The sequence below is a fragment of the Enterobacter sp. JBIWA005 genome, assembly GCF_019968805.1.
GTDB classification, from domain to species: Bacteria; Pseudomonadota; Gammaproteobacteria; order Enterobacterales; family Enterobacteriaceae; genus Enterobacter; species Enterobacter vonholyi.
Map to the genome: position 1 here is coordinate 4,223,541 of NZ_CP074159.1, position 14,090 is coordinate 4,237,630.

Here is a 14,090-nt window from a genome sequence, read left to right on the forward strand (position 1 = left end):
CCTTGTCAGCTTCGTCACGCAGCGTACTGCGCTTACATCATCACGACGTCAAACTGCTCCTGGTTATAGAGCGGTTCAATTTGTACTTTTACCTGTTTGCCGACAAAGATTTCCACTTCCGCCAGCGCGTGTGACTCTTCGCCTTTCAGCGCTTCAGCCACCGCAGGGGAAGCATAGACCAGAAAACGATCGGAGTCGTAGGCATGATGAACACGGACAATTTCACGCATAATTTCGTAGCAGACGGTCTCAACCGTCTTTACCGTTCCGCGTCCATGGCAGGTTGGGCATTCATTGCACAGCACATGCTCCACGCTCTCGCGGGTACGCTTACGCGTCATTTCCACCAGCCCCAGCTGTGAGAAGCCGTTAATGCTGGTTTTCACGCGGTCTTTGCTCAGCGCCTGCTCAAGCGAGTGCAGCACGCGGCGACGGTGGTCTTCATTACTCATATCGATGAAGTCGATAATGATAATGCCGCCCAGATTGCGCAGACGAAGCTGGCGCGCAATTGCCTGAGTGGCTTCGATGTTGGTGTTGAAGATGGTGTCATCCAGGTTGCGATGACCGACAAAAGCGCCGGTGTTGATATCGACGGTAGTCATCGCTTCGGTCTGATCGATGATCAGATAGCCGCCTGACTTCAGCTCGACCTTACGCTCCAGGGCACGCTGGATCTCGTTTTCGACATCATAGAGATCGAAGATCGGCTGACGCCCGGTGTAGTGCTCCAGCAGGCCAGGCATCTCGGGGATATATTCGGCGGTAAACTCGAGCAGGGCCTCGTACGTCAGACGAGAGTCCACGCGAATGCGGTCGAGCTGCGCGTCGGCAAAGTCACGCAGAACGCGCTGCGCCAGCGCCAGCTCACCATAGAGCTGATAGCGGGTCTGGTTACGTTTTTTACGCTCCATCACTTTTGTCCAGACGCGCTTCAGGTAAGCCGCATCCGACGCCAGGTCTTCCTCGCTGATCCCTTCCGCGGCGGTACGGATGATAAATCCGCCCTGTTCATCGCAGTAGGCGCTGACCACTTTCTTCAGACGCTCGCGCTCGGTTTCACTCTCAATACGCTGCGAAACGCCCACGTGCGACGCGCCGGGCATAAAGACCAGATAGCGGGAAGGTAAGGTGATGTCGGTGGTCAGACGAGCGCCTTTGGTACCGAGGGGATCTTTCACCACCTGCACCATCAGATCCTGTCCCTGACGCACCAGTTCAGAAATGTCGCGTACGGCAAACTGCTTTTGCTCTTCGCCCGCGACGCACTCGGTGTGCGGCATGATATCGGAGGCATGTAAAAATGCCGCCTTATCGAGTCCAATATCTACAAAAGCCGCCTGCATACCCGGTAGTACACGACTGACACGACCTTTGTAGATATTGCCTACTATTCCGCGCCGCGCTTCACGCTCAATATGAATTTCCTGAAGAATGCCACCATCAATATAGGCCACACGGGTTTCCGAGGGCGTTACGTTTACCAACAATTCAGCCGTCATAATTATCCCTTCCCTCACGCAGTGAGTTAAAATTGCTCAGCAACTCATACGTTTCCACCAGCGGTAAGCCGACTACGGCGTGATAGCTGCCATGAATCTTCCTGACAAAACAGCCACCCAGCCCCTGAATACCGTATGCACCTGCTTTATCCATCGGTTCACCGCTGGCAATATAAGCGGCGATGTCGTCGTCGGTAAGTACTCTGAAGGTCACTTCCGTCACCACCAGGCAGTCCAGCACATGCTGGCTGTCAGCCAGCGCGACGGCCGTCATCACCTGATGCGTTTGTCCGGACAGCTTGCGCAGCATGCGCGCTGCATGATCGGCGTCGTGCGGTTTCTCCAGCACTTCACCGTTCAGGATAACGATGGTATCTGCCCCCAGCACGGGAAGATCGCGTGGCACACTGGCCACGCCCGCCTGCGCTTTCTCGCGCGCCAGGCGAGACACGTACTGTTGAGCACTTTCGCCCTCAGCACGTTTTTCTTCAATGCCGGTCACGATGCGTTCAAAAGAGACCCCTAGCTGCGTCAGGAGTTCCTGACGGCGCGGGGAGCCAGAAGCGAGATACAAAGACGTCATAGAAACCTTTTATTGCACAGCAAACTGCTGGCGAACCTTACGCATCAGCAGGAATAACCATGGCCAGAGCACACCGTTTACTACACTACTCCAGAACACTTCCGGTCGGAAAGAGACGTTGATCACTAAAAACTCTGCCCAGAAAACAACGATATCCGCAGCGAGCGACAATAGCATCACTACCAGGGCCTGTTGCCAGAGCGCAAGGTTACGAAAGAGCTGGAATTTGAGTGCGACGAGGTACGCAATAATGCTCATGGACAAGGCGCGCACGCCAAGCGTAGAGCCGCTAATGAGATCCAGTATGGCACCCATCACGAAACCTGTGCCGACATTTACGCGATGCGGCAGGGCAAGGATCCAGTAGAGTAAAATGAGCAATACCCAGTTTGGCCGGAAAACGAGAATGTCGTCCGGCCAGGGCATCACTTGCAGTAACAGTGCAATGAGAAACGAGAGCCAGATGACCCAGCGTCCCTGGCTACGATAGCTTGCCACTACTGCCCTCCCGAAGAGAGTTTAGGCGGTGGCGGCGCATCCGGCAGCGGCTGCGTTAATCCGGTTGCCGGTGCCGGTACTGGCGCAGGCGGCCCCATGGAATCCGCAGGCGGAAGAACCTGCGGCATCATCTGCATCAGGCGCTCATTTGCCACTCGATGGACCTCTTCAGGCGTCATCGGGTTAGCCCCGTTACGATCGGCACCCCACAGCAGCAGCAGATAGCGCAGACGCTGCAGACCAGCAGTTGGACGCGCCTGAATCACGGTATAGGCACGCTGGGTATCCAGCTTGACCGAAGAGACCACCGCAACCGGATAACCTTCAGGGAAGCGTCCACCCAGACCAGACGTCACCAGCACGTCGCCTACGCGGATATCCGTGTTAGCCGGCAGGTGTTCCAGCTGCAGGTCGTCCGTACAGCCGTTACCGGCCGCGATCACGCGGATGTCGTTGCGCAGGACCTGGATCGGCAGCGCATGCGTGGCGTCGCAAATCAGCAGCACGCGGCTGGTCAGTTTGGCGACGGCAACAACCTGGCCAACTACGCCTTTATCACTGATAACTGGCTGGCCTTCATACACCCCGTTGACGCTCCCTTTGTCGATCACAACCTGATCGCTGTAAGGGTCGTTCACGGTGGAGATCACCTGGGTAACCATCTTCTGCTCATCCTGACGCAGCGGCGAGCCGAGCAGTTCACGCAGTCGCGCGTTTTCCTGCTTGTATTGCCCCAGCATCAGCAGTTCGCTGTTTTTCAGCAACAGTTCCTGACGTAATGCCCGGTTTTCGAGTTCGAGTTGGTCGCGTGAAGACAGCGTTTGAGAAACGGAGTCGAGCAGTTCACGGGGACCATTTGAAACAAAGTAGAAAGGACTGACGGCGGTATCCATGTACGTTCTGATCTGGCTGAACGTACCGAGGCGGCTATCGGCAATAATGACCCCAAGCGCAACCAGAACCGCCAGAATAAGGCGAAACTGTAGCGATGGGCCACGGCTAAAAATTGGCTTCATAGGCTATGCGTATTCTCGCGTCAGAGAGAAAGGGTAGCAAATTGCTACCCTCTCAAACTCGACTACTCTTCGCTGAACAAATCGCCGCCGTGCATGTCGATCATTTCCAGCGCCTTGCCACCACCACGGGCGACGCAAGTCAGTGGATCTTCTGCAACTACGACAGGAATACCTGTCTCTTCCATTAACAGGCGGTCGAGGTTACGCAGCAGCGCACCACCACCGGTCAGAACCATACCGCGCTCGGAGATATCGGACGCCAGCTCTGGTGGACACTGTTCCAGCGCGACCATTACCGCGCTCACGATGCCCGTCAGTGGTTCCTGCAGTGCTTCCAGAATTTCGTTGGAGTTCAGGGTGAAACCGCGTGGAACACCCTCAGCCAGGTTACGGCCACGTACTTCGATCTCACGCACTTCATCGCCCGGATACGCAGAGCCGATTTCATGTTTGATACGCTCTGCGGTGGCTTCACCGATCAGAGAGCCGTAGTTACGGCGCACATAATTAATGATGGCTTCGTCGAAGCGGTCACCACCGATACGTACGGAAGAGGAGTACACCACGCCGTTCAGAGAGATAACGGCCACTTCAGTGGTACCACCACCGATATCCACCACCATGGAACCGGTCGCTTCAGACACAGGCAGACCTGCACCGATTGCCGCCGCCATTGGCTCTTCAATCAGGAACACTTCACGCGCACCTGCACCCTGGGCAGATTCACGGATTGCGCGACGTTCTACCTGGGTTGCGCCAACCGGTACACACACCAGAACACGCGGGCTTGGACGCATGAAGCTGTTGCTGTGAACCTGTTTGATGAAGTGCTGAAGCATTTTTTCAGTCACGAAGAAGTCGGCGATAACGCCGTCTTTCATTGGGCGGATAGCGGCGATGTTGCCAGGGGTACGACCCAGCATCTGCTTCGCGTCATGACCCACTGCGGCCACGCTTTTTGGCGAGCCAGCACGATCCTGACGAATGGCCACAACGGAAGGCTCATTCAATACGATGCCTTGTCCTTTTACATAAATAAGGGTATTCGCGGTACCCAGGTCAATGGACAGGTCATTGGAAAACATGCCACGAAATTTTTTCAACATACTAAGGGATAATCCTGAAAGCTGGGGCGGAAAACAAAATCCGCTTACTTTACCAACCACACGCAGCAGCGACAAGGCGCAAAAATCATCTGCAACGGTGAAAATTTATGCAGTACGTTTCCTGATGTTACAAAATCATCCCCTGACTCCTTCAGGGCTGAGTAAACAGTTGCGTTCCCCACTGACGTTTGTAACCCATTAAAGGTCGTTCACTGGCTTTTTGCTCGACATACTCAAAGCTACAGGCGCGATATTCTACGTGAAAACAGCGTAAACGGCAGGTCAAACAGAGTATCTTTGCAAATATTTTTTCACGTTGGTGTCAAGCGGTTGAGAGGCAGCAAAAAAATCCCCCTGACCACCCATCACGCCGCGCGCTGTTAACATCTGCCATTCGCTTCTGGAGCGCACGCCCGTGGCAAACACTTGTGTTCGCGTTCCCTTGCATGCTTCTACCAGACTCTGTACCAGAAGCTGGTTTTCCGTACGCTTCTCAATATTTCTTACCAGCCCCGGATGTAGCTTTAATAACTCCACATCCAGTTCCTTGATCCAGTTGGTACTGACCAGCGTTAAACCAGCCTGCGTCACCGCTACACGCGCACCGAGCGCATTGATCAAACGTACCACCGGACGTAACCGGCTGATGTGTTGACCTACATCGGCCTCAGCAAGTTCAAAAATAATGTGTTTGCGCTGTGATTTTTCGCATTGCATTAATGTATCACGTAGCCAGCGCTGAAAACGTGGGCGTATTAACGACTCAACGGTGACCTGTAACGCCAGGTTTTCTTCAGGCCAGAAGGATAAAAACGGAATCAGCCGGGTAATTTGCTGGCGGTCATACTCTTCGGACAGCCCAAATTGCAGCACCATCGGCAGATATTCCGCAGAGATGACCTCTTCGGTACCGTCAAAAATACGACACATCAGTTCACGGTGATGAACATTGCCGTTTTTCATCACCGCGGGTTTTTGATAAATACGCGGTCCGCCGCGGCTAAGCATTTGCTCAATCAGCGTTCGCCAGCGCACGTTGCCGCGTCCTTTTTCCGGCAGCGAGTCATCATACACTGCCCATCCGTTCGCCCCCTGTAAGACGGCGTTGCGGGTAGCGGCTTCCGCATGTTCCATTACCTGTTCTGTCGATTGTCCGCCACGCCAGGCGCAGATCCCCATATGGACCATATCGTCCCTGTCGAGCATTTTGCTCTGCGGCAGCGCATCGACCGCCTTCAGCAGTTGGCTGGCTATGCTTTCCGACTCCTTCAGCGTACGGTGCGGCAGTAACACGGCAAAGTCACTGCGGTGATAGCGGGCCAGTAATGCCCCCGGGTAGCGCATAATAAAGGTGGAGAGCAGGTTGATTAGCGTAAAGAGATTTTCTTCCGCGGCCCGCTGTCCCCAGGTGTCGCGCAGGAGATCGAAATCGGGCAGGCGAATCATCATCACTACCCCATGTGTCCCCACTTTTTCTGAATCGTCGAGCAGCGTGGCCAGCTGATTATCAAAGAAAAGACGGTTGTTAAGGCCAGTTTTATTATCCTGCGCTGCATAAGAACGGATCAGCGTATCCATACGGCTGCGCTGGTCGCTGGCAAACTGGACTTCGGAGAGCAAGGTATCCAGCGCGCTGCTGGCGCGTGAAGGCCATTCATGAACCGAGCCACGAACCTGCGGGCCGCGTTCACCGTTCAGGATACGTACGGAGCGCATCTCCAGCAGCTCCTGGCCGGAGAGCTGGCGGCGCAGCCAGCGGACCGCGAGAAAGATCAGCAGGACGATAAACGCCACCGCGGCGGTGAGCGGCGCGGTGGTCATCATGGATCGGAAATAGCTGGCCATCGGATCGAGATAGACCATGCGTATGGTCATCCCTGGATTTTTGAGGGAATGCACCGTTACTTCCCGATACTGGCTCACCACGCCCGCAGGTCGATAGCTCCCCGGCCGTTCATGGCTTAAAACACGATGCTTTCCCTGCTGAATGTCGATCTGAACAATATCAACAGGTACCATCAACTCATCAAGCTCACTGGTAAGCGTTGGTAGCGGCGTCGTTAGCAGACGCGTATCAATCACCGACGCGACAGACTGTACCCGATTGACCAGTTTGTCCTGAATGGCGTTGTAAAAGCTGAGAGAGCAGCCCAGAAGGGTGACAAAAATGGTAAGACCCGTCAGCAACGTGATAAAAGCTGAGAACTTCGTCGTTAATCGCATCCTTGAGATTACTCCGTGGGTTGATGGGGGTAGCGAGTAAGCGCTAACTTGCATTTCAAATGCGGCATACTACCAAATCGGGTGTATCTGGCAATTTATTGCGTTAAATCGGCACTGCGTTTCCCTGAGCGAGTATAGTCTTCAGAAATTATTTTCCAATCATATGAGTCGAGAGGACCCCGTATGCAGGCTTTGATCTTAGAACAGCAGGACGGCAAAACGCTCGCCTCAGTGCAGCCGGTAGAAGAGAGCCGCCTGCCGGAAGGCGAAGTAACCGTCGACATCGACTGGTCCAGTTTAAATTATAAAGATGCGCTGGCTATTACAGGTAAGGGTAAAATCATCCGAAATTTCCCTATGGTGCCTGGTATTGATTTCGCGGGCCGGGTTCATACCAGCGAGGATCCGCGCTTCCATCCGGGCCAGCAGGTGCTGCTCACCGGCTGGGGTGTGGGTGAAAATCACTGGGGTGGGCTGGCCACGCAGGCGCGCGTGAAGGGCGACTGGCTGGTGCCGATGCCGAAAGGCATGGATGGCCGCAAGGCGATGATCGTCGGTACAGCAGGCTTTACCGCCATGCTGTGCGTGATGGCGCTGGAAGATGCGGGTATCCGCCCTGAGTCGGGTGACATTGTCGTCACCGGCGCCAGCGGCGGCGTGGGCAGCACGGCTGTCACGCTGCTCCACAAGCTGGGCTATCAGGTCGCTGCGGTTTCCGGCCGTGAAAGCACCCATGACTATCTGCGCCAGCTCGGTGCAAACCGCATTCTCAGCCGTGACGAATTCGCTGAAACCCGTCCGCTGGAAAAACAGGTCTGGGCAGGGGCTGTGGATACCGTAGGTGATAAGGTGCTGGCAAAAGTCCTGGCGCAGATGAACTACGGCGGCTGCGTGGCAGCCTGCGGTCTGGCGGGCGGATTTGCCCTGCCAACCACCGTGATGCCGTTTATTCTGCGTAACGTCCGCCTGCAGGGCGTGGATTCCGTGATGACCCCTGCGGCTCGTCGCCATGAAGCCTGGGAACGGCTGGTGCGCGATCTGCCGGAATCTTTCTATACCCAGAGCGCGACGGAGATAAACCTGAGCCAGGCGCCGGAATACGCCTCTAAGATCATGGACAACCAGTTCCACGGCCGCGCGCTGGTGAAAATCGCCTAATCTTCAAATTTTCGTGACATATTCGCGCGAATCCCTCTCCTCCGTCATGCTTAGGAAAACGCATGACGGAGGATGCCATGAAAAACCGAAAACTGACGGAAGCCGACGTAACGTCTGAGTCTGTCTTTATGCTACAGCGCCGCCAGATCCTGAAAATGCTTGGCATCAGCGCCACCGCGCTCTCGCTCTCGCCTTCGGCTCACGCCGACCTGCTCGACTGGTTTAAAGGCAACGATCGGCCAAAGGCTCCTTCCGGCGCCCCGCTCACCTTTACGAAACCGGCTGAATGGCAAAACAAACTGACGCTTACGCCGGAAGATAAAGTCACCGGCTACAACAACTTCTACGAATTTGGTCTCGACAAGGCCGATCCTGCCGCCAACGCGGGAAGCCTCAAAACCGATCCGTGGACGCTGAAGATTGATGGCGAAGTGGCGAAACCCCTGACGCTGGACCACCACGATCTCACCACCCGTTTCCCGCTAGAAGAGCGTATATATCGCATGCGCTGCGTGGAAGCCTGGTCGATGGTTGTGCCCTGGGTCGGCTTCCCGCTGCATAAATTGCTGGCGATGGTTGAGCCCACCAGCAATGCAAAATATGTCGCCTTCCAGACGCGCTATGCGCCGGACGAAATGCCCGGGCAGAAAGATCGGTTTATCGGCGGCGGGCTTGATTATCCGTATGTAGAAGGGTTACGTCTCGACGAAGCTATGCACCCCCTCACCCTGCTGACCGTCGGCGTTTACGGCAAGGCGCTTCCGCCGCAGAACGGTGCCCCCATCCGTTTAACCGTACCGTGGAAATATGGCTTCAAAGGGATTAAATCTATCGTCAGCATTAAGCTTACCCGTGAGCGGCCGCCAACCACCTGGAATCTGGCGGCCCCGGACGAATACGGTTTCTTCGCCAACGTGAACCCGCATGTGGATCATCCGCGCTGGTCGCAAGCGACCGAGCGGTTTATTGGTTCCGGCGGTGCGCTGGACGTGAAGCGCCAGCCGACGCTGCTGTTTAACGGTTATGCGGATGAAGTGGCCTCGCTTTATCGTGGTCTCAACTTACGGGAGAACTTCTGAGTGCGTCTAACGGCAAAACAGATTACCTGGCTGAAAGTGCTTCTGCACCTGGCCGGGGTACTTCCTTTTATTTGGCTGTTCTGGGCCGCCAGTCAGGGGCTCTTTAGCGCAGACCCGGCCAAGGATATCCAGCATTTTACCGGTCGGATGGCTCTGAAATTTTTGCTGGCCACCTTGCTCGTCTCGCCGCTGGCGCGCTACGCTAAACAGCCCTTATTGATACGCACCCGTCGGCTGTTAGGGCTATGGTGTTTTGCCTGGGCAACGCTGCACCTTACCAGCTATGCCCTGCTGGAACTGGGAATTAACAATCTGGCGCTGCTTGGCCGCGAACTGGTGACACGCCCTTATCTGACGCTGGGCATCGTGAGCTGGGTGGTTTTACTGGCGTTAGCGCTAACCTCCACGCAATATGCACAGCGAAAACTGGGCAGGCGCTGGCAGCTGCTGCACAACTTCGTCTATCTTGTCGCGATCCTCGCTCCCATTCATTACCTGTGGTCAGTGAAGATCCTCTCCCCGCAGCCGGTCCTGTACGCACTGGCCGCCGTGGCGCTTTTAGCATGGCGTTACAAGAAGTTCCGTCAGTGGTTGCGATAGTTCGCGAAACTGTGCGTTTTCCCGCAGATTACCGGTCAACCGCAAATCTTTTTCGGATAGCGGTTGATAATCTTCCCTGATAAGACCAGTATTTAGCTGCTAAATGCTACGAAATCGTTATAATGTGCGACCTTGGTTCGCCCGACAGCGGTTTTAAGCCTCTGAAAAGGTGACATTTGCGTTTCGAAGGTATATTTTGTTTTTTACCCGAAAATCGCAGGAGATAGCGGCATAATGACTGATAAGTTCCATATCTTAGTTTTGAACGGACCGAACCTGAACATGCTCGGCACCCGTGAGCCAGAGAAGTACGGCACGCTGACATTGAGTGAAATTGTTAACCGTCTTGGAACGGAAGCAGCGTCGCTGAATGTGGATTTGGATCATTTTCAGTCGAATGCGGAGTACGCAATCATCGACCGTATTCATCAGGCTAAAGACAATGTGGACTATATCCTGATCAATCCGGCCGCGTTTACGCACACCAGTGTTGCTATCCGCGACGCACTGCTCGCGGTGAGTATCCCGTTTATCGAGATCCACCTGAGTAACGTGCACGCCCGAGAGCCGTTCCGCCACCATTCGTATCTGTCAGATATCGCTGCTGGCGTTATCTGTGGACTGGGCGCTGACGGCTATTCATACGCTTTACAGACAGCGGTAAAACGCTTGTCACAATCACACTAAACAAGAGTACGGAACCCACTCATGGATATTCGTAAGATTAAAAAACTGATCGAGCTGGTTGAAGAATCAGGCATCTCCGAACTGGAAATTTCTGAAGGCGAAGAGTCTGTACGCATCAGCCGTGCAGCCCCAGCCGCTAGCTTCCCGGTAATGCAGCAGGCTTATGCTGCGCCAGTGCAGCAGCCTGCGCTCTCCGCAGCCGTTGCACCAGCAGCTGAAGCCGCACCTGCCGCTGCAGCAGAAATCAGTGGTCACATCGTACGTTCCCCAATGGTTGGTACTTTCTACCGCACCCCGAGCCCTGACGCGAAGGCGTTCATCGAAGTGGGTCAGAAAGTCAACGTCGGCGATACCCTGTGCATCGTTGAAGCGATGAAAATGATGAACCAGATCGAAGCAGACAAATCAGGTACTGTGAAAGCGATTCTGGTCGAAAGTGGTCAGCCGGTTGAATTTGACGAGCCGCTGGTCGTCATCGAGTAACGAGGCGTACATGCTGGATAAAATTGTTATCGCCAACCGCGGCGAGATCGCACTGCGTATTCTTCGTGCCTGTAAAGAACTGGGCATCAAGACCGTCGCTGTGCACTCAAGCGCGGATCGCGATTTAAAACACGTATTGCTGGCGGATGAGACGGTCTGTATTGGCCCGGCTCCGTCCGTAAAAAGCTATCTGAACATCCCGGCTATCATCAGCGCCGCTGAAATCACCGGCGCGGTGGCAATTCATCCGGGTTATGGCTTCCTCTCTGAGAACGCCAACTTTGCTGAGCAGGTTGAACGCTCTGGCTTCATCTTCATCGGCCCGAAAGCCGACACCATCCGCCTGATGGGCGACAAAGTGTCTGCAATCACCGCCATGAAAAAAGCCGGTGTTCCAACCGTACCAGGCTCTGACGGCCCTCTGACCGACGACATGGATGCTAACCGTGCTCATGCTAAACGCATTGGCTACCCGGTTATCATCAAGGCGTCCGGCGGCGGCGGTGGTCGCGGTATGCGCGTTGTGCGTAGCGATGCTGAACTGGCGCAGTCCATCTCCATGACCAAAGCAGAAGCGAAAGCCGCTTTCAGCAATGACATGGTGTACATGGAAAAATACCTGGAAAACCCACGCCACATCGAAATTCAGGTGCTGGCTGACGGTCAGGGCAACGCAATCTATCTGGCAGAACGTGACTGCTCCATGCAGCGTCGTCACCAGAAAGTGGTCGAAGAAGCACCAGCGCCGGGCATTACCCCGGAACTGCGTCGCTACATCGGCGAGCGTTGCGCTAAAGCGTGTGTCGATATCGGCTATCGTGGAGCGGGTACCTTTGAGTTCCTGTTCGAGAACGGCGAGTTCTATTTCATCGAAATGAACACCCGTATTCAGGTTGAGCATCCGGTTACCGAAATGATCACCGGCGTTGACCTGATCAAAGAGCAGCTGCGTATCGCTGCAGGCCAGCCGCTTTCCATCAAGCAGGAAGAAGTTGTGGTGAAAGGCCATGCGGTAGAATGCCGTATCAACGCCGAAGACCCGAACACCTTCCTGCCAAGCCCGGGCAAAATCACGCGTTTCCACGCGCCGGGTGGCTTTGGCGTGCGCTGGGAGTCTCATATCTACGCCGGTTACACCGTACCGCCGTACTATGACTCAATGATCGGCAAGCTCATCTGCTACGGCGAAAATCGTGACGTGGCGATTGCCCGCATGAAGAATGCCCTGCAGGAGCTGATCATCGACGGTATCAAAACCAACGTTGATCTGCAGATGCGCATCATGAGCGACGAGCACTTCCAGAATGGTGGAACTAACATCCACTATCTGGAGAAAAAACTCGGTCTGAACGAGAAGTAAGAGACCTGTGTTGCTAAAAGGCCGGATTATCCGGCCTTTTTTATTTCTGGGGCCAGGAAAGGCTCATCATGTACAATCCCCGCTTTCTTCATCCACAAGGGACAATAAATGGACAAACGTTTTGTTCAGGCCCATAAAGAAGCGCGCTGGGCGCTGTGGCTGACCCTTCTCTATCTCGCAGCATGGTTGGTAACTGCTTACTTACCTGACTCCGCTATTGGCTTCACCGGCCTGCCGCACTGGTTCGAAATGGCGTGCCTGCTGGTACCGCTGGTCTTCATCCTGCTGTGCTGGGCAATGGTGAAATTCATCTATCGCGATATCCCGCTGGAGGACGATGATGCAGCTTGAAGTCATTCTGCCGCTTATCGCTTACTTGTTAGTGGTGTTTGGTTTATCCGTTTACGCCATGCGTAAAAGAACGACGGGCACCTTCCTGAACGAGTATTTTCTTGGTAGCCGCTCGATGGGCGGCGTCGTGCTGGCCATGACGCTGACCGCGACCTACATCAGTGCCAGTTCGTTTATCGGCGGACCCGGAGCAGCCTATAAATACGGGTTAGGCTGGGTGCTTCTGGCGATGATCCAGCTTCCAGCCGTCTGGCTCTCACTGGGCATACTGGGCAAAAAATTTGCCATTCTGGCGCGCCGTTATAATGCCGTGACGCTCAACGATATGCTTTTTGCCCGCTATCAGAGCCGTTTACTGGTATGGCTGGCCAGCATAAGCCTGCTGGTGGCCTTTATTGGCGCAATGACGGTGCAGTTTATCGGCGGGGCACGTCTGCTGGAAACGGCGACCGGGATCCCCTACGAGACAGGCTTGATCATCTTCGGAGTCAGCATTGCGCTGTATACCGCGTTTGGCGGATTCCGCGCCAGCGTGCTGAACGATACGATGCAGGGATTGGTGATGCTTGTTGGCACCATTGTTCTGCTGGTGGGCATTGTGCATGCTGCTGGTGGCCTGAGCCACGCAGTCGAAACGCTGGAAACCATCGACCCGAAACTGGTCTCTCCGCAGGGCGCAGATGACATCCTTTCGCCAACCTTTATGACCTCGTTCTGGGTGTTGGTGTGCTTTGGAGTGATTGGCCTGCCGCATACCGCCGTGCGCTGTATCTCTTACAAAGACAGCAAAGCCGTGCACAGAGGTATCATTATCGGCACTATCGTGGTTGCGATCCTGATGTTTGGTATGCACCTGGCGGGCGCGTTAGGTCGGGCAGTTATTCCTGACCTTACCGTACCCGATCTGGTTATCCCAACCCTGATGGTTAAAGTGCTGCCGCCATTTGCCGCCGGGATCTTCCTCGCCGCCCCTATGGCCGCCATTATGTCGACAATCAACGCTCAGCTGCTGCAAAGTTCCGCTACGATCATTAAAGATCTCTATCTGAACCTGCGTCCTGAGCAGGCAGAGAATGAACGGCGCCTGAAGCGCATGTCGGCCGTTATTACTCTGGCGTTAGGGGCATTGCTGCTGTTAGCCGCATGGCGCCCGCCTGAGATGATCATCTGGCTGAACCTGCTGGCGTTTGGTGGGCTTGAAGCGGTATTCCTGTGGCCGCTGGTGTTAGGGCTCTACTGGGAGCGTGCAAACGCTGCGGGCGCGCTGAGCGGCATGATTGTCGGCGGTGTGCTGTACGCCGTCCTTGCAACGTTTAAGATTCAGTACCTGGGCTTCCATCCGATTGTGCCTTCGTTACTGCTGAGTTTACTGGCGTTTGTGGTGGGAAACCGTTTCGGTCAGCCCGTCCCACAGCCCGCTGTGATTTCTACTGATAAATAAAGA

Annotated in this window: 14 protein-coding genes; 8 read left to right on the top strand and 6 right to left on the bottom strand. The window is 55.0% G+C overall.

Annotation, left to right across the window (positions count from 1 at the left end):
* Positions 1-32 precede the first annotated feature (32 nt).
* The 6 genes from rng to csrD form a co-directional block, all read right to left on the bottom strand.
* A complete protein-coding gene (gene rng / locus KGP22_RS20060) occupies positions 33-1,502 on the bottom strand; it encodes a ribonuclease G (RefSeq protein ID WP_111964993.1) in 1,470 nt (489 codons plus the stop codon).
* Positions 1,492-2,085, bottom strand: a complete 594-nt coding sequence (locus tag KGP22_RS20065) for a nucleoside triphosphate pyrophosphatase (protein ID WP_111964994.1) — start codon at positions 2,083-2,085, stop codon at positions 1,492-1,494. The genes rng and KGP22_RS20065 overlap by 11 nt, the downstream gene beginning before the upstream one ends.
* 9 nt (positions 2,086-2,094) lie before the next feature.
* Positions 2,095-2,583 (bottom strand): rod shape-determining protein MreD, encoded by a 489-nt coding sequence (gene mreD / locus KGP22_RS20070; RefSeq protein WP_023309399.1) that lies wholly within the window; start codon positions 2,581-2,583, stop codon positions 2,095-2,097.
* Positions 2,583-3,599, bottom strand: a complete 1,017-nt coding sequence (gene mreC, locus KGP22_RS20075) for a rod shape-determining protein MreC (protein WP_023309400.1) — start codon at positions 3,597-3,599, stop codon at positions 2,583-2,585. Before mreC ends, mreD begins: the two co-directional genes overlap by 1 nt.
* Before the next feature lie 62 nt (positions 3,600-3,661).
* Positions 3,662-4,705: a rod shape-determining protein MreB gene (gene mreB, locus KGP22_RS20080; protein ID WP_000913396.1), complete on the bottom strand. Its 1,044-nt coding sequence runs from the start codon at positions 4,703-4,705 to the stop codon at positions 3,662-3,664.
* Between the two features lie 282 nt (positions 4,706-4,987).
* Complete coding sequence (gene csrD, locus KGP22_RS20085) at positions 4,988-6,928, bottom strand: RNase E specificity factor CsrD (protein ID WP_149367557.1); 1,941 nt, start codon at positions 6,926-6,928, stop codon at positions 4,988-4,990.
* A gap of 183 nt (positions 6,929-7,111) precedes the next feature.
* On the opposite strand from csrD, the gene KGP22_RS20090 reads away from it, so the two are divergent.
* The 8 genes from KGP22_RS20090 (at position 7,112) to panF (ending at position 14,087) form a co-directional block, all read left to right on the top strand.
* Positions 7,112-8,086 (top strand): MDR family oxidoreductase, encoded by a 975-nt coding sequence (locus KGP22_RS20090; RefSeq protein ID WP_149367556.1) that lies wholly within the window; start codon positions 7,112-7,114, stop codon positions 8,084-8,086.
* A 77-nt stretch (positions 8,087-8,163) separates the two neighbouring features.
* Positions 8,164-9,165, top strand: coding sequence for a protein-methionine-sulfoxide reductase catalytic subunit MsrP (msrP, locus tag KGP22_RS20095; RefSeq protein ID WP_111964997.1), 1,002 nt, complete (start codon positions 8,164-8,166; stop codon positions 9,163-9,165).
* Positions 9,166-9,765: a protein-methionine-sulfoxide reductase heme-binding subunit MsrQ gene (gene msrQ, locus KGP22_RS20100; RefSeq protein ID WP_111964998.1), complete on the top strand. Its 600-nt coding sequence runs from the start codon at positions 9,166-9,168 to the stop codon at positions 9,763-9,765. It begins immediately after the preceding gene.
* 234 nt (positions 9,766-9,999) lie between these two features.
* The gene (gene aroQ, locus KGP22_RS20105; protein ID WP_024906320.1) at positions 10,000-10,452 is read left to right on the top strand and encodes a type II 3-dehydroquinate dehydratase; all 453 of its coding nucleotides are present in this window, start codon (positions 10,000-10,002) and stop codon (positions 10,450-10,452) included.
* 21 nt (positions 10,453-10,473) lie between these two features.
* On the top strand, positions 10,474-10,935 hold the full coding sequence (gene accB / locus KGP22_RS20110; RefSeq protein ID WP_010436174.1) for an acetyl-CoA carboxylase biotin carboxyl carrier protein: 462 nt from the start codon (positions 10,474-10,476) through the stop codon (positions 10,933-10,935).
* 10 nt (positions 10,936-10,945) lie between these two features.
* The gene (gene accC, locus KGP22_RS20115) at positions 10,946-12,295 is read left to right on the top strand and encodes an acetyl-CoA carboxylase biotin carboxylase subunit (protein ID WP_003860388.1); all 1,350 of its coding nucleotides are present in this window, start codon (positions 10,946-10,948) and stop codon (positions 12,293-12,295) included.
* A gap of 108 nt (positions 12,296-12,403) precedes the next feature.
* Entirely contained in the window at positions 12,404-12,646 is a 243-nt protein-coding gene (locus KGP22_RS20120) for a YhdT family protein (RefSeq protein WP_111964999.1), read from the top strand.
* Positions 12,636-14,087 carry a sodium/pantothenate symporter gene (gene panF, locus KGP22_RS20125; RefSeq protein ID WP_223582488.1) on the top strand — a complete coding sequence of 484 codons (1,452 nt, stop codon included), beginning with the start codon at positions 12,636-12,638 and terminating at the stop codon, positions 14,085-14,087. The genes KGP22_RS20120 and panF overlap by 11 nt, the downstream gene beginning before the upstream one ends.
* Positions 14,088-14,090: the final 3 nt, after the last annotated feature.

Bases quoted from the DNA above. Each gene is read 5' to 3' on its own strand.
- mreC (WP_023309400.1), bottom strand. From the start codon at position 3,599: ATGAAGCCAATTTTTAGCCGTGGCCCATCGCTACAGTTTCGCCTTATT.
- aroQ (WP_024906320.1), top strand. From the start codon at position 10,000: ATGACTGATAAGTTCCATATCTTAGTTTTGAACGGACCGAACCTGAAC.
- csrD (WP_149367557.1), bottom strand. From the start codon at position 6,928: ATGCGATTAACGACGAAGTTCTCAGCTTTTATCACGTTGCTGACGGGT.
- KGP22_RS20090 (WP_149367556.1), top strand. From the start codon at position 7,112: ATGCAGGCTTTGATCTTAGAACAGCAGGACGGCAAAACGCTCGCCTCA.
- msrP (WP_111964997.1), top strand. From the start codon at position 8,164: ATGAAAAACCGAAAACTGACGGAAGCCGACGTAACGTCTGAGTCTGTC.
- KGP22_RS20065 (WP_111964994.1), bottom strand. From the start codon at position 2,085: ATGACGTCTTTGTATCTCGCTTCTGGCTCCCCGCGCCGTCAGGAACTC.
- mreB (WP_000913396.1), bottom strand. From the start codon at position 4,705: ATGTTGAAAAAATTTCGTGGCATGTTTTCCAATGACCTGTCCATTGAC.
- KGP22_RS20120 (WP_111964999.1), top strand. From the start codon at position 12,404: ATGGACAAACGTTTTGTTCAGGCCCATAAAGAAGCGCGCTGGGCGCTG.
- accC (WP_003860388.1), top strand. From the start codon at position 10,946: ATGCTGGATAAAATTGTTATCGCCAACCGCGGCGAGATCGCACTGCGT.
- accB (WP_010436174.1), top strand. From the start codon at position 10,474: ATGGATATTCGTAAGATTAAAAAACTGATCGAGCTGGTTGAAGAATCA.
- rng (WP_111964993.1), bottom strand. From the start codon at position 1,502: ATGACGGCTGAATTGTTGGTAAACGTAACGCCCTCGGAAACCCGTGTG.
- panF (WP_223582488.1), top strand. From the start codon at position 12,636: ATGCAGCTTGAAGTCATTCTGCCGCTTATCGCTTACTTGTTAGTGGTG.